The sequence below is a fragment of the Solibacillus sp. FSL W7-1436 genome, assembly GCF_038007305.1.
Classification (GTDB): Bacteria; Bacillota; Bacilli; order Bacillales_A; family Planococcaceae; genus Solibacillus.
Genome location: NZ_JBBOWV010000001.1, coordinates 2490540 through 2513647 on the forward strand (window position 1 = coordinate 2490540; position 23108 = coordinate 2513647).

The following is a 23108-nucleotide window of genomic DNA, read 5'->3' on the forward strand; positions in this document are numbered from 1 at the left end:
ATAAAGAGCAGCAATTTAAATAAAAAAGGTGGCACTATTTATGAAACAGACCAAAACGTTCATCCCTACTTTAAGGGAAAATCCATCCGATGCAGACGTGAAATCGCATCGCATGCTATTGCGTGCCGGATTTATCCGTCAAAATGCAGCCGGAGTATATTCATACTTACCATTAGCGCGCAAAGTATTAGCAAAAATCGAACAAATCATCCGTGAAGAAATGGAAGCGATCAATTCAGTCGAGCTATTAATGCCTGCATTGCAGCCAGCAGAGCTATGGCAGGAATCAGGTCGCTGGGAAGCATACGGTCCTGAGCTTATGCGTTTAAAAGACCGTCATGACCGTGACTTCGCGCTAGGTGCTACACATGAAGAAGTAATTACTACTTTAGTGCGCGATGAAATTAAATCATACAAAAAGTTACCGTTGACACTTTACCAGATTCAAAGTAAATTCCGTGATGAAAAACGCCCACGCTTCGGCTTACTGCGCGGCCGTGAATTCATTATGAAAGATGCTTATTCTTTCCACTCTTCACGTGAATCACTTGATGCAACATACGATGATATGTACCGTGCATACTCAAATATCTTCACACGTCTTGGCCTGAACTTCCGTGCCGTAATTGCGGATGCAGGTACAATTGGCGGTAAAGGTACACATGAATTCATGGTGCTTTCTGAAATCGGTGAAGATACAATCGCTTATTCGGATACTTCGGATTATGCGGCAAACATCGAAATGGCAGAGGTTGTTGTAGAATATACAGCACCGACGACACCGTTGAAAGACATCGAAAAGATTGAAACACCGGATCAAAAAACAATTGAAGAAGTATCGGCATTCTTAAATGTGGAACCTTCAAATGTGATCAAATCACTAGTTTTTGATATTGATGGTGAGCTGGTAGTTGTTTTAGCGCGCGGTGACCACGAAATCAACGATATTAAACTTAAAAATGCACTAGGTGCTACTTCTGTTGAATTGGCAGAAGACGCAGCTATTAAAGAATTACTAGGCTGTGCACCAGGTTCAATCGGTCCTGTGAAATTGCCGGTGAATGTAAAAGTTATTGCGGACAACGCAATCAAATCAATCCGTAACGGTGTTGCAGGTGCAAACGAAGATGGATTCCATTTATTGAATGTTAATCCGGAACGCGACTTCGCGATCAGCTCTTATGAAGATATCCGTTTCATCCAACAAGGTGACCCATCTCCGGACGGTCAAGGTATCATTAAGTTTGCTGAAGGAATTGAAGTTGGGCATATTTTCAAATTAGGTACAACTTATTCAGAAAAACTGAATGCAACATTCCTTGATGAGCAAGGTAAGGCGCAACCGTATATTATGGGATGCTATGGTATTGGGGTTTCCCGTATACTTGCTGCCGTTGCAGAGCACTTCCAGGATGAAAACGGATTTGTATGGCCAGCACAATTAGCGCCATATGACCTGCAGCTAGTACCGGTCAATACTAAAGACGAAGCACAGGTTCAATTGGCGGACGAGCTTTACGGTGTATTGAAATCATACCGCTATGAAGTGTTGTATGATGACCGTGCAGAACGTGCCGGCGTAAAATTTGCGGATGCAGATTTAATCGGATTACCTGTTCGTATTACAGTAGGTAAAAAAGCTTCAGAAGGTCTTGTGGAAGTGAAATTCCGTTCAACAGGCGAATCTGCAGAATGGGCGAAAGAAGAAGTAGTCGATCGCTTAAACGAATATTTCCGCCAAAACTAGTAACGATTAAGATAGAGAGAACGGGAAAGTACAATTTTTACTGTACTTTCTTTTCTTTTTCATTGGAAGAGAAGAGACCGGCTGTTATCGTTTGACGCTGGTTTGGATGAATACTTTATTTCCGCTTATTTTATATAAAGTGGAGCATTTTTCTATGCCTGCCGAATCACTTCGCCTTACAATGGAAACAGCAAGATGAAAGGGTGAAACAATTGTCAAAACAGGAAGGAAGACAAAAATTCCTACTATTGTTACAGCAGCTTGAATTGACTGATGATGTCTATATGTCCTTTTTTGAAAATGGAACACTCGAACGTGTAACGGTTCATAAAAAGAAACGTATTTGGGACTTTAAAATAAAAATAGAAAATATATTGCCATACCAAGTGTATCAGCTGCTGCGTATGCGGATGGTCGAAAAGTTTTCGCCTATAGCGAATGTGCTGCTGACGATTGAATCATATAATCCGGTAGTCAATGAGCAGCATATTCTGGATTATTGGCAAGTAGTAGTGGAGCAATTGGATGAAATGTCGCCACTCCTGCGCGCTAATTTATCGAAACAGACACCGAAATGGACAGGGCATAAGCTTGTCGTGACATCGATGCTCGAAGTCGAGTATTTATCATTGAAAGCGAAGTATACAGATAAAATTGCCGAGTCGTACAAAACATTCGGTTTCCCTCATATTCCGCTTGAGTTCCAGCTAGTCGAGGAAAACGAAGAATTTATCGCTCAGCAAGAAGCATTTTACCAGCAGCGTCAGGAAGAGGAAGAGCGTCTGTCCAAACAGGCGATGGCCGATTTTGCATCGCGCGAAAAAGAGAAGGCGGCCAATCCTGGTGCTGTTACGGGAGATACACCGTTCCAGATCGGCTCACTGATCAAAAATCCGGATCCGGTCGAAATCCGCACAGTACTGGAAGAAGAACGTTCGATTGTACTGGAAGGGTTTATTTTCGCGTGTGATATTAAGGAACTTCGAAGCGGTCGTTCTCTGCTTGAATTTAAAATTTCCGACTACACCGATTCCCTAATGGTCAAAATGTTCTCGAACGGCGATGAGGATGTCGTGAAGATGAAACAGATGAGCAAAGGAATGTGGGTGCGTGTACGCGGCTCGATTCAGCTTGATACATTTGCCCGCGATTTAGTAATGATGGTAAAAGATATCAATGAAATCAAACGCGAACCTAAAAAAGACCATGCTCCGGAAGGCGAAAAACGTGTTGAGCTCCACCTGCATACACCGATGAGTCAAATGGATGCGATGACATCTGTCGATAAACTCGTGGCACAAGCAGCCAAATGGGGACATCCTGCGATTGCGGTAACCGACCATGCTGTTGTTCAGGCATTCCCTGAAGCATATGCTGCCGGCAAGAAAAACGGCATTAAAGTCATTTACGGCGTGGAGGCAAACTTGGTCGATGACGGAAAACCGATTGTTTACGATCCGATTGATGCGGATCTTGAAGATGCAACGTATGTCGTATTTGACGTAGAGACGACCGGCTTTTCGAACGTGTATGACACGATTATCGAGCTGGCGGCCGTCAAAATAAAAAATGGCCAAGTTATAGATACTTTTGAACGCTTCTCAAATCCGCACCGTAAATTAACGGCAAAAATTATCGAGCTGACACATATTACCGATGATATGCTTGTCAATGCACCGGAGCTGAGTGATGTCATTCGGGAATTCCATGACTTTATCGGCGATGGCATTGTTGTCGCGCATAATGCGGCGTTTGACTTAGGCTTCTTATATGTTGCCTATAAAAATGCCGGCATCGAAGTCCGCCACCCGGGGATCGATACGGTTGAACTTTCCCGTCTTGTGAACCCGGGGCAAAAATCGCATAACTTAAAAACATTAACGAAAAAATACAATATCGAACTGACCCAGCATCACCGGGCCATTTATGATACCGAAGCAACGGGAGAGCTATTCCTGCATTTATTGAAACAGGCTGCCGATTTAGGGATTAAAAACCTGATTGAAATGAATGACCATGTCGGCGGTGAAGAAGGGTACAAACAGTCACGTCCAAGTCACTGTACAATTTTGGCGGTAGATGATGCCGGACTGAAAAATCTGTTCAAGTTAATTTCGATTTCGCATACGCAAACATTTTACCGTGTACCACGTATTCGTCGATCAGATTTGCAGAAACTACGACAAGGTTTAATCGTTGGCTCAGGCTGCTCGAATGGTGAGCTATTTGAAACAATGATGAACAAAACGCAGGAAGAAGCAGAACGTATCGCAAAATTCTATGATTATTTGGAAGTTATGCCAAAACCGGTGTATTCTCCATTAGTGGATGGCGGTACAGTCCATGATGAATGGGCATTGGAGGACATTATCCGCCGCATCGTGAAGCTTGGCAAAAAGCTGAACTTACCGGTTGTAGCAACGGGCAATGTGCATTATCTCCATGAAACCGATGCGAAGTTCCGTCAAATCCTAGTTGGGTCAATGGGTGGGGCAAATCCGTTAAACCGGAATCCTTTACCGAAAGTCCATTTCCGCACAACCGATGAAATGCTGAAGGAATTCGATTTTTTAGGCCCTGATCTGGCGAAGGAAATCGTTGTGACAAATACGCAGCTTGTTGCCGATATGATCGGTGATGTAAAACCGATCAAAGACGATTTATATACACCGAAGATTGAAGGCTCGGATGATGAAGTAACGAATCTGACGTATGAAATGGCACACAGCATTTACGGTGAAAATTTACCGGAAATTGTCCAGGCGCGTATTGATAAGGAACTGAAATCGATTTTAGGGCACGGATTCGGGGTAATTTACCTGATTTCCGCCAAGCTCGTTAAAAAATCGCTCGCTGACGGTTACTTAGTAGGATCGCGTGGTTCAGTAGGGTCATCCCTCGTCGCGACATTCATGGAAATTACCGAAGTAAATCCATTGCCGCCGCATTATGTTTGTCCGAAGTGCAAGCATTCCGAGTTTATCGCGGATGGTTCGGTTGCATCAGGCTATGACTTGCCGAACAAACAATGTCCGGAATGTGGTGCGCCGTATAAAAAAGACGGCCAGGATATCCCGTTCGAAACGTTCCTGGGATTCAAAGGAGACAAGGTACCCGATATCGATTTGAGTGCGACACGTTGCTAATTGAAAAGATTAGCCGCCAATATAGGTAGAACTGCTATTTCGAAGTATGGAATGAAGGAGTAACTTCCTGAAACATACTCGCTGAAGCTACGACATGCAAGCGGATGACTGCAAAACTGAAACTTGTATGAAGCTCGTTAAAGTAGGCTGAAGTTCACCCAAACAGTTCGGCTGTGGAAAGAGAGGAATCTTGTGAATGATAGGCCTGGCGTCTATAAACTTTCTATGGTTAGAATCACTGGGACGAACCCTCGACTGACTTTTCGTGAATGTCACGCAGTAGAAATGCTGCGGGGTCCAAAATAGGACTTCTAGGTGTGGATGAGTAAGCGTTTGGTTATGAAAATCCATCTTGTGTTACAGGCACATGCAAGCCTAGCGGAATTTAGGGGGAACCTAAGGAAAGATGTACAGATAGAAATAGTGGAACGTGTGAAGCTCCGAACGTAAGAGACAGTTGCATGTCGATGACGACGGTGTACGGAAAGGCTAAAGAAGCTATAACGTACTTTATTGGAGTGGCAGTAGTGCCGTAGTACCGATGAAGAAATGCCAGTGATGACTGAATAACAAATAGGTCGGAGGAAAAAACATTTCTGAGGGAAGGGCACAAGTCGTTAGTGTTGAATTAGCAAATTGCATTTATTTTATTTTAATTATAAATTCAACAAAACTAACGATGGAACGCCGTATGACACTGAAAGGGTCACGTACGGTGTGGGACGGGGGAAAAGCTGGCGATAACTTCAAAAGCTTACCTATCGTCATACTTCTCCGGTGAATATCAGCCACAGGCGCATAACTATACGAAAGTGCTGTTCGGTGAGGATTATGTATTCCGTGCCGGAACAATCGGTACGGTCGCTGAAAAGACGGCATACGGTTATGTAAAAGGCTACGGAAGCGACAATGGCATCACTTACCGAAATGCGGAAGTGGACCGCCTTGTGCAAGGATGTACAGGGGTAAAACGTACAACCGGGCAACACCCGGGGGGCATTATCGTAGTACCGGATTATATGGATATTTACGACTTCTCGCCGGTACAGTTCCCGGCGGATGCCCAGGATTCGGAATGGAAAACAACCCATTTCGACTTCCACTCGATCCACGACAATATTTTAAAGCTCGATATACTTGGACACGATGATCCAACCGTCATTCGTATGCTTCAGGATCTGTCCGGGATCGATCCGAAAACAATCCCGACCGACGATCCGATTGTTATGAAGATATTCAGTTCGACGGAATCGCTCGGTGTAACGGAAAAGCAAATCGGCACGAAAACAGGAACGCTCGGAATTCCTGAGTTCGGGACAAAATTCGTACGCCAAATGCTTGAAGAAACAAAACCGTCGACCTTCAGTGAACTTGTTCAGATTTCGGGACTTTCACACGGTACAGACGTATGGCTAGGAAATGCACAGGAACTGATTAAAGACGGCACTTGTGTATTAAAAGAAGTTATCGGCTGCCGTGACGATATTATGGTTTATTTAATTTATCAGGATCTGGAACCGTCGTTTGCCTTTAAAATTATGGAGTCCGTTCGTAAAGGTAAAGGCCTGACAGATGAAATGGAAGCGGAAATGCGTGCGAAGAAAGTGCCGGAATGGTATATCGATTCTTGTAAAAAGATTAAGTACATGTTCCCGAAAGCCCATGCCGCGGCCTATGTATTGATGGCCGTGCGTATTGCCTGGTTCAAGGTGCATCATCCGATCCTTTACTATGCTGCGTACTTCACTGTGCGGGCATCGGACTTTGATTTGATCGCGATGACGCAAGGTTCTGTCATGATACGCAAAAAAATCGATGAGATCAACATGAAGGGGCTCGATGCAGCGCCGAAAGAGAAAAGTTTACTGACGGTTATGGAACTGGCACTTGAAATGTGTGAACGCGGGATGAGCTTCAAAAAGGTTGATTTATACCGTTCGCAGGCGAGTGAATTCATCATCGAAGGAAACTCATTGATTCCGCCGTTTGATGCCATTCCTGGTCTCGGTACAAACGTAGCGAAACAAATTGTTGAAGCACGTAAAAACGGAGAGTTTTTATCGAAGGAAGATCTGCAGCAGCGCGGTCGTGTATCGAAGACATTAATCGAGTATATGGATGAGCTGGGATGTCTGGAAGGAATGCCGGATGCCAACCAGCTGTCATTATTCTAATGTTCGGATTGGCCGAAAGAGCGGATTTTGTATTTCCGGATGCATATTCTCTTAATTGTTGTTAATTCTATGTGTTAATAGGCAAAATTTGCATTAGGATAGCCTTTGTGCTATGCTAAATGTAATAATTTGTTGATAGTTCACCAGCAAAAGAGTGGGGTTTCCCGCTCTTTTCTGTTGTTTACACAACTATTTAATTCCGATGAGCAAGTGTTCTGATCATTTGTGCAATGGAGTTGAACCTTTGGCGAATATCACAAATTTTAAAATGAAAAAAATGAAGTCCGTCTAAAAGTCGTATGTATGGCAATGACAGGCTGACCCACGTCCTGTGGGCCTCAAAAAAATCTGGACGCAATTGCATGTAGATGTAAATGTCTCCATTTTTTTCAATGAAAACTCGTCCTTTGTTTAACCAATACTAAGAAGATTTAAAACAAACAAAGACGTTAGGGAGGATACGATGAGCAAAGTTACGTCGATCATTGAAGAGCTAGTGACACCGATCGTGGAAGAGCTTGATTTGGAATTAGTTGATATCGAGTTCGTGAAAGAAGGACGCGACTGGTTCCTTCGTATTTATGTTGACACACCGGAAGGCGGCATTGATATTTTACAATGTGCACAAGTGAGTGAACGTTTAAGCGAGAAGTTGGATGAAAATGATCCAATCGAGCAAAACTATTACTTAGAGGTTTCTTCACCAGGAGCGGAACGTCCGTTAAAGAAACAACAGGACTTTGAAAAAGCAATCGGCAAATATATTTATGTAAAAACTTATGAACCAGTTAAGGATTTAAAAGAATTCTATGGTTATTTACGCGCATATACAGATGAATTTCTAGAAATCGAATTCCGTATTAAAACACGTAAAGTTACAGTACAAATTGAAAAAGAAAAAATTGCGCAAGCACGTCTTGCTATCGATTTTTCAGATAAGCAAATTTAGGAGTGAAAACAAAAATGAGTAGTGAATTACTAGATGCCCTAACTGCCCTTGAAGAGCAGAAAGGTATTTCAAGAGATGTATTAATTGAGGCGATAGAGGCGGCTTTAGTAACGGCGTACAAACGTAACTTCAACCAAGCGCAAAATGTTCGCGTGGATCTTAACCTTGAAACAGGTTCAATGGTTGTTTATTCTCGTAAAGACGTAGTGGAAGAAGTAGAAGACGATCGTCTGGAAATCGCATTGGAAGATGCGAAATTCATTAATGCAGCTTATGAAATTGGTGACGTCGTAGAAGAAGAAGTAACACCACGTAACTTCGGACGTATCGCGGCACAGACTGCTAAGCAAGTTGTAACGCAACGTGTACGCGAAGCAGAGCGCGGCTTAATCTATGAAGAGTATGTAGACCGTGAAGATGATATCGTAACAGGTGTAATCGAGCGTCAAGATGCACGTAATATTTATGTGTCAATCGGTAAAGTGGAAGCGGCATTACCTGTTAACGAACAAATTCAAGGTGAAGTTTATAAGCCAACATCACGTATCCGTGTTTACATTACAAAAGTTGAGCGCACAACACGTGGTCCACAAGTAATCGTATCTCGTACACATCCTGGATTATTGCGCCGTCTGTTTGAAATGGAAGTTCCGGAAATTTATGATGGCACTGTTGAAATCAAATCAATCGCGCGTGAAGCGGGAGACCGTTCAAAAATCTCTGTATATGCACATAATGAAGAAGTAGATCCTGTAGGTTCATGTGTTGGAGCTAAAGGTGCACGTGTACAGACAATTGTAAACGAATTAAACGGTGAAAAAATTGATATCGTAGAATGGTCGGAAGATCCGGTTGTATTCGTTGCCAACGCACTGAGCCCTTCAAAAGTTCTGGACGTTCAAGTGAATGAAGAAGAAAAGTCAACAACAGTTGTCGTACCGGATTACCAATTATCACTAGCGATTGGTAAGCGCGGACAAAATGCTCGTTTAGCAGCAAAATTAACGGGCTGGAAAATCGACATCAAGAGTGAAACAGATGCACGCGAATTAGGAATTTATCCTTCTGAAACGAGCACATTCGTTCCACGTGAAGATGCGGAAGAAGTACAATTTGATTTATATGGTGATGACGAAGAGTAAGCCATCATTTGGAATGATTTTGCAAGGAGGGTAAGCAATATGGTCGTTAATAAAAAAATTCCTTTACGCAAATGTGTTGCAACAGGCGAGATGCTTCCGAAAAAATCAATGATTCGCGTCGTCCGTTCAAAAGAGGGCGAAGTGACTGTTGATGTTACAGGAAAAAAATCCGGTCGCGGAGCATATGTTTCTAAAACGGAAGATGCTGTTGAAATGGCGCGTAAAAAGAATATTTTAGATCGCCAGCTTGATGCAAAAGTGCCGGATGAGGTGTATGAGGAGTTGCTAACGCTAATCCGCCGGGAGTCGATTTTATGACAAATCCGGCATTGCTACAGCTATTAGGTTTAGCGGCACGTGCACGAAAAACAATATCCGGGGAAGAGCTTGTCGTAAAGGAAATTCGCAACGGCAATGCAAAACTTGTCTTTTTAGCTTCTGATGCTTCGGCAAATACGAGCAAAAAGATTCAGGATAAATGTACGTTTTATAATGTTGAGTATTATGTTTTCGGAGATCGATATGATCTTGGACATGCTACCGGGAAGGAAGCCCGTGTAGCGATTGCTATTACAGATAGCGGATTTGCTAAAAAAATGTCTAGTCTACTCAACGAAAATTAATCGGGGGTGAGCAGATGAGCAAAGTAAGAGTTCATGAATATGCGAAAAAGGTAAATAAAACAAGTAAGGAAGTTATTGAGGTGCTTGCAAAACATAATCTGCCGGTGAAAAATCACATGGCGGTCATTGATGAGCAGGCGGTCTCAAAACTAAATTCTGTCTTTAAGCAAGCAGTGGAACCAACGAAAGATTCTCCTGCAAAGACACCTGCCAAAGCTTTAAATATAACACCAAAACGCGGTGAACAAGGGCAGAATAGAGTGCAGCAAGGTCAAAAGCAGGATCGTCCACAATCTGCTTCAAATAACCAACAACCGAATAAAGCTTCAAACGCCCAAGGGCAACCAAAATCGCAACAAGGCGAAAAAATAAGAAATGAAAAAGGTAACCAAAATCGAAATATGACACAAAATAACAATAATAACCGCAAAAGCGGCACAACACCAAACACGAGTAATAATAAAGGCGGTAACACGCCGAACAGAGGCGGAAATACGCCAAACAAGGGTGGTAACACTCAAAATAAAGGCGGCTATCAACAACGTAGAAAACCAGGTATCAATGGTGGTAAACGTCGTACGCACCGTCCTGCACCACAACCAATGGTGCAAAAAGAATTACCGGAAAAAATTACTTTCTATGAAAGTTTATCCGTTGCAGAACTTGCAAAAAAATTACACCGTGAGCCATCGGAAATTATTAAAAAATTATTCATGCTTGGCGTAATGGCAACAATTAACCAAGAGCTTGATAAGGATGCAATTGAGTTAATCTGTGCAGACTACGGGGTAGAAGTAGAAGAAGAAATCCGTATCGACAAGACAGATTTAGATACGTACTTCGATGAGACTATCGTGGAAGTTGACGAAAACGCACTAGAAGAGCGCCCACCAGTTGTTACAATTATGGGACACGTTGACCACGGTAAAACATCATTGCTTGACTCAATCCGTAAAACGAAAGTTACAGCGGGTGAAGCAGGCGGTATTACGCAGCATATCGGTGCATACCAAGTAGAAGTTAACGGAAAGAAAATTTCATTCCTTGATACTCCTGGTCACGCGGCATTCACAACAATGCGTGCGCGTGGTGCATCAATTACAGATATCGCAATTATCGTAGTAGCAGCAGATGACGGTGTAATGCCTCAAACAGTTGAAGCAATCAACCACGCAAAAGCTGCAGAAGTACCAATTATCGTAGCAATCAACAAAATGGATAAACCATCTGCTAATCCGGACCGTGTACAACAAGAACTGACTGAGCACGGTTTAGTTCCTGAAGCTTGGGGTGGAGATACAATCTTCGTACCAATTTCAGCACTAAAAGGTGAAGGGATTGACCAGCTTCTTGAAATGATTTTATTAGTTTCTGAAGTAGGTGAATTAAAAGCGAACCCGACTCGTTCAGCAATCGGTACAGTAATTGAAGCACAGCTTGATAAAGGCCGTGGTGCCGTTGCAACACTATTAGTTCAAGATGGTACATTACGTGTTGGTGATCCAATCGTAGTCGGTCATGCATATGGTCGTGTACGTGCAATGGTCAACGATCTTGGCCGTCGTATTAAAACAGCTGGCCCTTCTATGCCGGTTGAAATCACAGGTTTAAGCGAAGTACCACAAGCGGGTGACCGTTTCGTAGTATTCGAAGATGAAAAAACAGCTCGTCAAGTTGGTGAGTCTCGTTCAATGACAGCTATCCAAGCATCACGTTCAGAAAAACAACGTGTAACACTTGATAACTTATTCGAACAAATGAGCCAAGGCGAAATGAAAGAGCTAAACTTAATCGTTAAAGCAGACGTACAAGGTACAGTGGAAGCAATGGCTTCTTCATTAATGAAAATTGATGTTGAAGGCGTTAACGTTAAAATCATCCACACTGGTGCTGGTGCGATCACAGAATCGGATATCTCACTTGCTGCTGCATCAAATGCAATCGTTATCGGATTCAACGTTCGTCCGGATACAAATGCAAAACGTGCTGCTGATGAAGAAGGCGTAGATATTCGTCTACACCGTATCATCTACAAAGTAATCGAAGAAATCGAACACGCGATGAAAGGGATGCTTGATCCGGAGTTCGAAGAGAAAATCGTTGGTCAGGCGGAAGTTCGTCAAACAATTAAAGTATCTAAAGTGGGTACAATCGCAGGTTCATACGTTATCGAAGGTAAAATCGTCCGCGATGCCGGCGTACGTGTAATCCGCGAAAACGTTGTTGTATTCGAAGGTGAACTTGATTCACTAAAACGCTTCAAAGATGATGCAAAAGAAGTTGCAAAAGGATATGAGTGTGGTATTACAATCAAAAACTACAACGACATTAAAGAAGGCGACATTATCGAAGCCTTCGTAATGGAAGAAATCGTTCGTAAATAATGATTGTCTACGCAGAAGTTGAATTCATGATTCAGGCTGCCCACTCATTAAAAGAAAAGCGCGCCGTCCTTCAGCGGATGGTGACGCGCACGAAACAAAAATTCAATGTTTCCGTTGCTGAAATTGACCATCAGAATGTATGGCAGCGTACAAAGCTTGCGCTTGTCGCAGTTGCTTCTTCCAAAGAAGCGGCTGAACGCGAGCTTATGCGGGCTGTCCATTATCTGCAGTCAAATCCGCAGTGGGAACAGCTGGATTTTTATCGTGAATATTTATAAAGTCCACTTATCGTGGCAAACTGTACCATTAATTACGCAATTTAAATGAGGTGACATTTATGTCTCTACGTTCTAATCGAGTTGCTGAGCAAATGAAAAAAGAAATTACTGAAATCATTGCGCGCAAAATCAAAGATCCGCGTGTAGGTTTCGTTACGGTTACTGATGTAGCAGTAACAGGAGACTTACAGCAAGCAACTGTTTATATTACATCGTTGGGCAATGACCGCGAACGTGCGGAAACATTGCAGGCGCTGGAAAAAGCATCCGGTTTCATCCGTTCGGAAGTCGGTTCACGTATCCGCTTACGCCGTACGCCTGAACTGGCATTCGAATTCGATACAGCAATCGAATACGGGAACAAAATCGATGCATTACTACGTGGTCTACACGAAGATAAATAAAACAAAGAAGTCTGCACTGCATAACTATGCGGGCAGACTTTTTTACTTTTTAAAGTTCTTCACTGAATTTTTTTAAGAAATTGAGTACAGAAGTTTTGTTAAAGGAGTAAACTCTATGTTAGTTTGGAGTGACGCGTAGCGAAGGGGGGCGACTCCCAGGGGATTAAGCGTGCGCGGAAAATCCACTTTATCGCTGCCGCCGTAAGAGGCAGCGATAAAGTTAGTTGAAGCCACGCCCCCAGGATATATTAGAACGAATGCTAAACCCGTTACGTCGTGTAACAACGCATTCGTGACCAACATCCTGTTGGCCTCCCGTAGCGAAGCAAAACGGATGATGTGAAAAGTACCGACTATAGAACGAACTTAAAGTAAAGAATCAATTATATATGAAATCTTCATTTCGAATAAAGGAGCAAAACTATGAACGGTATTTTGCCATTATGGAAAGAGCGCGGCATGACAAGTCATGACTGTGTATTTAAATTACGAAAAATATTGAAGACGAAAAAAGTAGGCCATACCGGGACACTTGACCCGGGTGTAGAAGGCGTCCTGCCGATCTGTATCGGCCAGGCAACACGCATCGCCGAATATTTGACGGATGCCGGCAAAACGTATGAAGCAGTCGTATCGATCGGACGCACGACAACAACAGAAGATGCTGAAGGCGAAACAGTCGAGCAAAATACAGATTTCAAATCGTTTACCCGTGAAGAAATTTTAAACGCACTACAGACACTGACAGGCGAGATCGAACAGACGCCTCCGATGTTTTCTGCGGTAAAAGTAAACGGCAAAAGACTTTACGAGTATGCAAGAGCCGGCCAGACAGTCGAGCGTCCAACACGTAAAATTACAATTTACGAGCTGGAATTACTGGATGATGCCCAAACATTCGAAGGGGAAGAAGTAAAATTCTCGATCCGCATCAAATGTTCGAAAGGGACGTATATTCGTACATTAGCCGTTCAGATCGGTGAAGCATTGGGCTATCCTGCACATATGCACGAACTTGTACGAACAGCATCAGGCACATTCTCGAAAGACAATTGCTTTACATTGGTCGAAATCGCGGAAATGATGGAAGCCGGGGAGCAGGAGAAGTTTCTGTTGCCGGTTGAATATGCATTATCCGACTATCCGTACATTGAGATTACGGAAGACATCGAAAAGCAAATTTTCAATGGGCAAGTTCTCCCGATGCATACTTTATTAACGGAACATGATAAAATTGTTTATGGTGTAGAGGGACGAGCATTTGCGGTTTACATCGCCCATCCGACAAAGGCCGGGCAAATGAAGCCGGATAAGATGTTTCCCGAAATTAACTAAGAGTATAAAACTGTTGAGTAGAATATGCCTAAATTTTGTTTTGTGTATTTATGTTTTTCTAGTCGTATTTTTGGATTAAGAAAATATGAGAAGAAGATAAAGGATGATGAGGAGTTATGAAAAAAGCATTTAAAACCGAAATAATACTCTCAACAACACAACGACAAAAAATAAATCAAACAATTGGCACATGTCGCTATGTGTACAATTTATATGTTTCTACGGCGCAAAAATATTATAAGGAAACAGGCAAGCATTTGTCAGGCTATGATTTTTCAAAATGGCTTAATAACATATATAGTATTAAGCAAGATACTTGGATTAAAGAGGTTTCGAGTAAAGCAGTGAAACAAGCAATCATGAATGGCGACCGCGCATTTAAAAATTTCTTTAAAGGCATTGCGAAGTTTCCACAGTATAAGAAAAAGAAAAATCAACACGTGAAAGCATATTTTCCGAAAAACAATAAAACTGATTTATTGGTAGAACGCCACCGGATCAAAGTTCCAACAATAGGCTGGGTGCGCTTGAAGGAATATGGCTACATTCCGACAAACGCCACAGTTAATAGTTGTACCATTTCTCAACAAGCTAATCGTTATTACATTTCAGTACTATGCGAGGTAGATTCAGCACCAATAGAATGTATGGCTAAACAGGATGGTATTGGTATAGATATAGGGTTGAAAGAATTTGCGGTGTGTAGTCATCATGAAGTTTTCCCGAATATTAATAAAACAGCCAAAATAAAAAAACTAGAAAAGCGATTGAAGCTACAACAGCGAAGACTTAGTCGCAGTTATGAACAAAATAAAAAGAGGAAGGTAGGTGAATCCTGCTACAAAAACAGGCAGAAGCAGCTAATACGGCTGCAAAAACTGCATGCTAGATTGAAAAATATTCGACAAGAATATGTCCGTTTTGTAGTGAATAAACTGGTGAAAGCCAAGCCAGCGTATATTACGATTGAAGATTTAAATGTGCAAAGCATGTTGAAAAATCGTCATCTATCAAAAGCGATTGCGCAGCAAAATATCTATACTTTCAAATTATGGTTACTTGCAAAATGCAGAGAACATGGGATAGAGCTACGACAAGTTAGCCGTTTTTATCCGTCCTCTAAGCTATGTTCGTGCTGTGGTGCAAAAAAGAAAAAGCTTAGTTTATCGGAAAGAGTATTTGTATGCGACAATTGCCAAGTTGAGAGAGATCGAGATTTTAATGCTTGTTTAAATTTAAAATGCGCAACAGCATATGAAGTACTAACGTAACTAGACTTCATATATGTACGGTGGGCTACATCGGAATTTACGCTTGTGGAGTGTTATACAACTGCAGTAGCGAGTAATTGGCGAGGCAGGACACATAGAAGCAAGAAATAATCTAGCATAATCAAATGTTTTTGATTATGTTTTTAGTGGCAGGCTCGAGATGAACGTTATTCATTTGAAATACCCCCATCAATTAGCACAGGAAATTGAAAAAGAGGCGTACTCATTGGCAATCGGATTTTTTGATGGGGTACATAAAGGGCATCAGGCGGTCATTGAAGCGGCAAAGCAAAAAGCCGAGCAGCTGAATATTAAAAGTGCCGTGATGACTTTTGATCCGCATCCATCGATTGTATTAGGAAGACGTAATGAAAAAGTATTTTACATTACGCCACTTCCACAAAAAATAGACACACTAAAAAAATTAAATATCGATACAGTATTTGTTGTAAACTTCACATCAGATTTTGCGAAGCTTACACCGGAAGAATTCATTAAGTATTTTATCGTCGATTTAAATGTCCGGCACGTAACGGCCGGTTTTGATTTTTCATTTGGCGCATTCGGCAAAGGCAATATGGAGCTGATGGAAGAGCTGTCAAACGGCAGGTATGGTGTGACGGCAATCGAAAAGCAGCAGGATTCGGTCGAAAAAATCAGTTCCACACGCATCAGAAAAGCATTGCAGGACGGAGAGATGGAGCAGGCTCGTGATTTATTGGGCCGCGCATTCGAAGTGCCGGGAATCGTCGTCCACGGAGATAAGCGCGGACGGACAATGGGCTTCCCGACAGCGAATGTCCAGGCGATGGAAGGCTGCTATATACCGGCAACCGGTGTGTATGCAGTGAAAATTTTAGTACAGAATAAATGGTATAACGGAGTTTGTAATGTAGGCTATAAACCGACATTCAACAATCCGGATGAAAAGCAGCTGTCGATTGAAGTGCATATTTTAAATTTCAATAAAAATATTTACGGTGAAGAGGTCGTAGTCGGCTGGTATAAACGTATCCGCAGTGAACGTAAATTTAACGGCATCGAAGCATTGATTGAGCAAATTGAATTAGATAAGCAGCAAGCGATCGCCTACTTTGAACAACTGCGCTAAATAGTTGCGTATCTATCAACAATTATGGTACTATTCATAAGTACGAAATTCTCGTATGAACCTTAGCTCGGCTTTTCGCAACTCCAGCGACTGCTGTGCTATTGGGGATATCTTAATTATCAGGAGGTCATTTAACATGGCAATTACACAAGAACGTAAAAACGAAATTATCGCTGAGTACCGCGTACACGAAACAGACACTGGTTCTCCAGAAGTACAAGTAGCTGTTTTAACTGCAGAAATCAACGCATTAAACGCTCACTTAGCTACTCACAAGAAAGACTTCCACTCTCAACGTGGTCTTCTTAAAATGGTAGGTAAACGTCGTCATTTATTAAAATATTTACGTGAAAACGACGTAGCTCGTTACCGTGAATTAATTACTAAACTTGGATTACGTCGCTAATACGTCGTTAATCTGACAATAAAAAGCGGGATTTTTCCCGCTTTTTATTATGTTTAAAAGATTTTGCTTTCCGAAACAATGGTGCGATGTTTAACTTCTTTGAGCAGGTGTCAATACGCCTGTTGAAAGAAGTTAAACCATTGCAGGAAAGTCAGAAATATTTTAATAAATTTATCGATATTTAGATCAAAAAATTTAGCATAGAAAACGCTTTTTTGATACACTAACTATGGTACATAATATGATACGTAGAGTGTTTCAATAAGAAAGGGGTTCATTTAATGAACGAAAAAAAGGTCTTTTCGTATGAATGGGCAGGCCGTCCACTTGTAGTAGAAGTAGGACAGCTGGCAAAACAAGCAAATGGTGCTGCAATGATCCGCTACGGCGAAACAGCAGTCCTTGCTACGGCAACAATGTCAAAACAACCAAAAGCATTGGATTTCTTCCCGTTAACAGTTAACTTTGAAGAACGTCTATATGCAGCAGGTAAAATCCCTGGTGGTTTCATTAAACGTGAAGGACGTCCATCAGAAGCGGCAGTATTAACTTCCCGCCTAATCGACCGTCCAATCCGTCCAATGTTCCCGGATGGTTTCCGTAATGAAGTACAATCAATTTTAATGGTTATGTCAAATGATTCAAACTGCCCTGCAGATGTAGCGGCAATGTTTGGTTCTTCATTATCATTGGCAATTTCTGATATCCCATTCGATGGACCGATTGCAGGTGTACATGTAGGATATATCGACGGTGAATTCGTTGTGAACCCGACTGTAGAACAATCTGCAAAATCGACTGTTCACTTAACAGTAGCAGGTAACAAAGATGCGGTTAACATGGTAGAAGCAGGTGCTTTAGAAGTAACTGAAGATATTATGCTTGAAGCGATCATGTTCGGTCATGAAGAAATTAAAAAATTAATTGAATTCCAAGAGCAGATTGTTGCTGAAGTTGGTAAAGAAAAACTTGAAGTAACATTATATGAATTGGATGCAGACTTAACAGCAGCGATCAAAGCTGAATGTGAAGCTGATATGAATACAGCAATCCAAACAGTGGACAAGCAGTTACGCCAAGAAAATATTACAGCAGTAAAAACACGTGTGATCGAAGCTTATGAAGCGCAGGAAGCTGACGAAGCGACGATGAAACAAGTGAATGCTATTTTAGATAAAATGGTAAAAGACGAAGTGCGTCGTTTAATTACAGAAGACAAAGTTCGTCCGGATGGTCGTAAGCAAGATGAAATCCGTCCGCTTTCTTCTGAAGTAGATCTATTACCGCGTGCACACGGTTCGGCATTATTCACACGTGGACAAACGCAAGCATTATCAATTTGTACTTTAGGTGCTTTAGGCGACGTTCAAATTATTGACGGCCTAGGTATTGAAGAGTCAAAACGCTGGATGCACCACTATAACTTCCCTCAATTCTCTGTTGGGGAAACAGGTCGTTACGGTAGCCCGGGCCGCCGTGAAATCGGTCACGGTGCATTAGGTGAGCGTGCAATTTTAGCGGTAATGCCAACTGAAGAGGAATTCCCGTATGCAATCCGTTGCGTATCGGAAGTATTGGAATCAAACGGTTCTACTTCTCAAGCATCTATCTGTGCTTCAACAATGGCACTTATGGCTGCAGGTGTGCCGATTAAAGCACCGGTTGCAGGTATTGCAATGGGTCTTGTTAAAAAAGGCGAGCACTATACAGTATTATCGGATATCCAAGGTATGGAAGACCACCTTGGCGACATGGACTTTAAAGTGGCAGGTACAGCTAAAGGCGTAACAGCACTTCAAATGGACATTAAAATCGATGGTCTGTCTCGTGATATTTTAGAAGAAGCATTAACTCAGGCAAAAATTGGCCGTATGCACATTTTAGAGCATATGATGTCAACGATTTCAGAGTCTCGCACTTCATTATCACAATACGCACCAAAAATCGTTTCAATCAAAATTAATCCTGACAAAATCCGCGACGTAATCGGACCGGGTGGTAAAGTCATCAATAAAATTATTGATGAAACAGGCGTTAAAATTGATACAGAACAAGATGGTACAATCTACATCGCTTCAGCTGATGAAGCAATGATTAACCGTGCCAAAGAAATGATCGAATCAATCGTACGCGAAGCTAAAGTAGGCGAGTACTACTTATCAACAGTAAAACGCATTGAAAAATTCGGTGCATTCTGTGAAATCTTCCCAGGTAAAGACGGCTTACTGCACATTTCTGAAATTCAGGAAGAACGTACGAAAGAAGTAGAAGACGTATTAAAACTAGGTGATGAATTACTAGTGAAATGTATCGAGATCGATAAACAAGGTCGCGTAAACTTATCACGTAAAGTAGTGATCAAAGAAGAAAAAGAACGCGCAGAACAAGGCAAATAATTGATTCCAAGCGTATCAAAACAAGATAAAAAGGGAGGTTGTACACTATTGTACAGCCTCTTTTTTAAATAATGTTAAGTTAATGATTTGTTATATCCATAATTTGATGAAGTATGGTAAGGGGGAGGTATGCGTAATGGAGAGGCCGACTTCTAGGGGATTAAGCGTGCGCGGAAAATCTGGTTGCTCCTGCGGTTACTTGTCGCAAAGCTTTATTCAAAGCTTTGGAGCCACGCCCCCAGAAATAATGGACCGAATGCTAAGAGCGTCACATCGTGTGACAACGCATTCGTGACCAACATCCTGTTGGCCTTCGGAATGTAGCATACCGTACTCTATACAAGCCTAAAATTGGAATACTACGGATTTTTAAGTCATACTTATAGTTTATTAGCCGAAATAAAGGAGACATTTATGGTACAAGTAATTACAGCAAAAAATGGCGTGCGCATCGTTACAGAGCAAATGCCGCATGTCCGGTCATTATCGGTCGGCATTTGGGTCAATGCAGGCTCACGCTACGAAACAAAAGAAGAAAATGGGATTACCCATTTCATCGAGCATATGCTTTTCAAAGGAACGAAAAACCGTACAGCCCGTCAGATCGCGGAAGAATTCGATCGCATCGGCGGAGAGATTAATGCCTTCACATCGAAGGAACATACATGCTATTACGCAAAAGTGCTCGATCATCATGGGGAACTCGCAATCGATATTCTGGCCGATATGTTCTTCAACTCTTTATTTGCAAAAGAAGAAATTGAACGTGAACGCCAAGTTGTGCTTGAAGAAATCTACATGAGCGAAGACGATCCCGCAGATGATGTCCATGAAAAATTATGGGGGGTTATGTTCCCGAATGATGCGCTGGGCCGTCCGATTTTAGGAACACCGGAAACGCTGGCGACATTTAATGAACAGATGATCCGCGCCTATATGGCAAAACATTACGGCCCTCAAAATGTTGTCATTTCGATTGCAGGGAATATTGAAGAGAGTTTACTAGAAAAAGTGGAAGCATTATTCGGAAACTATGAAGCAAGTGAAGAATCGGTAGTTTCCAAGCCGTCTTACCCGACATTTACACCAGGGGAAGTTGAAAAAATGCGCGATACCGAACAGGCGCATATCGCGATTTCATTCCCGGCCATTGCGGTAAAGGATCCAAAGATGTACAGCTTCATTGCGCTGAATAATATTATCGGCGGCAATATGAGTTCACGTCTGTTCCAGGAAGTGCGTGAAGAGCGCGGGCTCGCGTATTCTGTATTCAGCTACCAGTCGAGCTATGAAGATATCGGAACGTTTACGATCTATGCGTCGGCATCGAAACAGAATCTCGATGCATTAAAGCAGCAGATCGACCAGACGTTATTTGACCTTGTGGCAGGCGGGGTAACGGAAACCGAGCTTGAAAATGCGAAGGAACAGTTAAAGGGCGGATTCGTTTTAGGGCTTGAAGGAACGGAAGACTTTATGAACCGTAACGGGGTCAATGAACTGATCCACCAGAATCACCGTTCAGTCGATGAAGTACTGGCGAAAATCGATGCGATTTCGATGGAAACGATCGATGAGCTAATTACACAAATTCTGTTATCAGAACCGGCCATTGCGATTATCGGTCCGGAAAACGAATAACATAAAGGACAGCGCGTGCTAGCAGTTAGCATACGCTGTCCTTTTAAAATTCGGCTTTTTCATAATGGAGGACAGAAGACTTGTAAAATTTATAAAAAATAAATGGACTGCATAATGGCACAAGAAGGGCACCTAAAATCGTCAAATTATAAAATGAAAAACCAACAGTAAGCATTACATGCGGAATAGAGATAAAGAACATATAAAACAAGGCATCACTTGATGACATATTTTTCTCGGCTTTCGTTGGCTGTTTAAAATAACTATTTAATATACCGCCCGTAGCAATAATACAATAGGCAATCACGCCAAGGAAAAAGGAAAATTTAAAATTACCTGCATCTCCGGTAAAGTACTGATATGTAATAAACAGAAATGAAGGAATGAAAATAATCGAGAATAAAATCGCCACATAGAGGTATGTACTTTGCACAAATTGTTTCGATGTAACAGGCAGCAGGCGAATCATATAGCTTAGCTGTTCATTCAGTATATAGAAACTGCTCATTGAAGGGATGTACAAAAGAAGCATGAGTGTTACTGGCGTTATGGGAATATGCAGTGTCGATCCTGTATGTAGGATGAAAAATCCCGCAACGATAATAGCAGAGAAAATCAACATCTTTTTAGAAAAGTGAAAATGAAAACGCAATAAATTCATCATGTAATATCCCTCCTCTTCCGGCTATTTTTTATAAGAAAGTAGACGACAATGAAAAATCCGACCGTTCCTAGCAGATAGTAAAGATTCATTTCCATAGACTCAAATTGAATAAAATTCCAGGCAGTAATTATAGGGATAAGAAGGAATACGATCATCAGTGTGTTCGGCGGTAAATTCCACCAGATTAACAGTAGACTGATGGTGATCAGCAACAGGCTTAAACACATGATGAGCAACAGATCATTTCCGCTTGGATACATCCATTGTTTTTGGACAAGGGATTTTAATGCCGAACTTACACCTAACGTGTATAAAATATAGCAGACGGAAATCCATCCATGAAAGACAATGTCCGCACGCAGCATCGTACGTCCGTCAATAGGAAACTGTGCAAACATTTTTCCGTATAGTTTGCGTGTTTCATGATACTTGGAAAAAACAATAACACTTGCAAGAATTGCCGTTATTAGAGCGAATGAAAAAGGGATTCCGCTGAAGGAGCCGATCAATAGAAAAACAATTAAAGAAATCGGCGTCAACACGACCCATGAGGAAAGCTCCTTTAAAAAATAACGCGTAATAAATAGCGTCACCGTTTTCGCCCCCTCACAAAAAACAGCATAATTTCATCAATCGTCGGCTTCTGCAGCTCGATTACCGGATTGACATATTCACGCTTCACCAAATATTCCACGCCGAATACATAATCACGTTTTCCGAAAATGGCATGGTTAGGGATGACTTTCGCATCTTCGGCAGTCCCTTTCCAAATCCCGAATCCGTATAGCAGATCGTCTTTATTTTCGTGGAACAGAATTTCGCCTTCATGAATGAAAATGATAGTATCGGCTATCTTTTCCAGATCGCTTGTAATGTGAGAGGAGATAAGAATGGCATGGTCCTCGTTTTCCATAAATGTTTGCAGCAATTCCAGAATTTCGTCGCGGACTATAGGATCTAATCCACTTGTTGGCTCATCCAACAGCAAAACTTTTGGAGAGTAGGCCAACGCTATAATGATACCAAGCTTTGTTTTCATCCCTTTTGACATTTTGCTGATTGCGTCGAAGCGCGGAACGTCAAAGCGGTTCAGCAGTTCATAATAATAATCTGTGTTCCAGTTCGGATACATCATGGAGTATAGATGATTGATGTCTTTTCCAGTCAGATGTTTTGGAATATGCAATTCGTCAAAGACAACGCCAATCTGGGATTTCAGTTCAATATCATCTAGGTCGGATCTTTTTCCTAATATGAACATTTCGCCTTGCTGCGGTTTCAAAAAATTGATAAGCAGTTTCATCGTCGTCGATTTCCCGGCACCGTTTTGTCCGATAAACCCGGCGATCGTCCCGCACTCCACCGTGAACGAAATATTATTTAAACGGAATTTTTTCAATTGCTTCGAAACATTTTTTACTTCAATTGCGTTCATCA

Annotated in this window: 17 protein-coding genes and 2 pseudogenes; 16 read left to right on the forward strand and 3 right to left on the reverse strand. The window is 41.9% G+C overall.

All coding sequences use genetic code 11. The annotated features are described in order from the left end of the window. Positions 1-40: 40 nt before the first annotated feature. The 16 genes and pseudogenes from MKX73_RS12230 to MKX73_RS12305 all read left to right on the forward strand — a co-directional run bounded on the left by MKX73_RS12230 (position 41) and on the right by MKX73_RS12305 (position 21007). A complete protein-coding gene (locus tag MKX73_RS12230) occupies positions 41-1747 on the forward strand; it encodes a proline--tRNA ligase (protein WP_340717669.1) in 1707 nt (568 codons plus the stop codon). A 212-nt stretch (positions 1748-1959) separates the two neighbouring features. Further along, a pseudogene (locus tag MKX73_RS12235) lies at positions 1960-4878 on the forward strand (PolC-type DNA polymerase III); the annotation flags it as partial. 785 nt (positions 4879-5663) lie between these two features. Further along, a pseudogene (locus tag MKX73_RS12240) lies at positions 5664-7067 on the forward strand (PolC-type DNA polymerase III); the annotation flags it as partial. 463 nt (positions 7068-7530) lie between these two features. Continuing rightward, on the forward strand, positions 7531-8016 hold the full coding sequence (gene rimP / locus MKX73_RS12245; protein WP_079525284.1) for a ribosome maturation factor RimP: 486 nt from the start codon (positions 7531-7533) through the stop codon (positions 8014-8016). Positions 8017-8030: 14 nt separating this feature from the next. Then, positions 8031-9158: a transcription termination factor NusA gene (nusA, locus tag MKX73_RS12250; protein ID WP_079525286.1), complete on the forward strand. Its 1128-nt coding sequence runs from the start codon at positions 8031-8033 to the stop codon at positions 9156-9158. Between the two features lie 39 nt (positions 9159-9197). Further along, positions 9198-9476 carry an RNase P modulator RnpM gene (rnpM, locus tag MKX73_RS12255; RefSeq protein ID WP_340717670.1) on the forward strand — a complete coding sequence of 93 codons (279 nt, stop codon included), beginning with the start codon at positions 9198-9200 and terminating at the stop codon, positions 9474-9476. After that, on the forward strand, positions 9473-9781 hold the full coding sequence (locus tag MKX73_RS12260) for a YlxQ family RNA-binding protein (RefSeq protein WP_079525290.1): 309 nt from the start codon (positions 9473-9475) through the stop codon (positions 9779-9781). Before rnpM ends, MKX73_RS12260 begins: the two co-directional genes overlap by 4 nt. A 14-nt stretch (positions 9782-9795) precedes the next feature. Further along, the gene (infB, locus tag MKX73_RS12265) at positions 9796-12165 is read left to right on the forward strand and encodes a translation initiation factor IF-2 (protein ID WP_340717671.1); all 2370 of its coding nucleotides are present in this window, start codon (positions 9796-9798) and stop codon (positions 12163-12165) included. After that, positions 12165-12443 (forward strand): DUF503 domain-containing protein, encoded by a 279-nt coding sequence (locus tag MKX73_RS12270; protein ID WP_340717673.1) that lies wholly within the window; start codon positions 12165-12167, stop codon positions 12441-12443. The genes infB and MKX73_RS12270 overlap by 1 nt, the downstream gene beginning before the upstream one ends. 59 nt (positions 12444-12502) lie before the next feature. After that, the gene (gene rbfA, locus MKX73_RS12275) at positions 12503-12847 is read left to right on the forward strand and encodes a 30S ribosome-binding factor RbfA (protein WP_079525296.1); all 345 of its coding nucleotides are present in this window, start codon (positions 12503-12505) and stop codon (positions 12845-12847) included. A 423-nt stretch (positions 12848-13270) separates the two neighbouring features. Continuing rightward, positions 13271-14182 (forward strand): tRNA pseudouridine(55) synthase TruB, encoded by a 912-nt coding sequence (truB, locus tag MKX73_RS12280; RefSeq protein WP_340717674.1) that lies wholly within the window; start codon positions 13271-13273, stop codon positions 14180-14182. Between the two features lie 116 nt (positions 14183-14298). Then, complete coding sequence (locus MKX73_RS12285; RefSeq protein ID WP_340717675.1) at positions 14299-15453, forward strand: RNA-guided endonuclease InsQ/TnpB family protein; 1155 nt, start codon at positions 14299-14301, stop codon at positions 15451-15453. A gap of 160 nt (positions 15454-15613) precedes the next feature. Next, complete coding sequence (gene ribF / locus MKX73_RS12290) at positions 15614-16564, forward strand: riboflavin biosynthesis protein RibF (RefSeq protein ID WP_340717676.1); 951 nt, start codon at positions 15614-15616, stop codon at positions 16562-16564. 136 nt (positions 16565-16700) lie between these two features. Further along, complete coding sequence (gene rpsO / locus MKX73_RS12295; protein WP_008403229.1) at positions 16701-16970, forward strand: 30S ribosomal protein S15; 270 nt, start codon at positions 16701-16703, stop codon at positions 16968-16970. A gap of 281 nt (positions 16971-17251) precedes the next feature. Next, complete coding sequence (gene pnp / locus MKX73_RS12300) at positions 17252-19366, forward strand: polyribonucleotide nucleotidyltransferase (protein ID WP_340717677.1); 2115 nt, start codon at positions 17252-17254, stop codon at positions 19364-19366. Positions 19367-19780: 414 nt separating this feature from the next. Continuing rightward, positions 19781-21007, forward strand: coding sequence for a M16 family metallopeptidase (locus MKX73_RS12305; protein ID WP_340717678.1), 1227 nt, complete (start codon positions 19781-19783; stop codon positions 21005-21007). Between the two features lie 43 nt (positions 21008-21050). Here the strand turns inward: MKX73_RS12305 and MKX73_RS12310 are convergent, their stop codons facing one another. The 3 genes from MKX73_RS12310 to MKX73_RS12320 are packed head-to-tail and all read right to left on the reverse strand — an operon-like array spanning position 21051 to position 23106. Beyond that, positions 21051-21671, reverse strand: coding sequence for a hypothetical protein (locus MKX73_RS12310; protein ID WP_340717679.1), 621 nt, complete (start codon positions 21669-21671; stop codon positions 21051-21053). After that, positions 21668-22264 (reverse strand): hypothetical protein, encoded by a 597-nt coding sequence (locus MKX73_RS12315; RefSeq protein WP_340717680.1) that lies wholly within the window; start codon positions 22262-22264, stop codon positions 21668-21670. Before MKX73_RS12315 ends, MKX73_RS12310 begins: the two co-directional genes overlap by 4 nt. Next, positions 22261-23106 carry an ABC transporter ATP-binding protein gene (locus MKX73_RS12320; protein WP_340717681.1) on the reverse strand — a complete coding sequence of 282 codons (846 nt, stop codon included), beginning with the start codon at positions 23104-23106 and terminating at the stop codon, positions 22261-22263. The genes MKX73_RS12315 and MKX73_RS12320 overlap by 4 nt, the downstream gene beginning before the upstream one ends. Positions 23107-23108 lie beyond the last annotated feature (2 nt).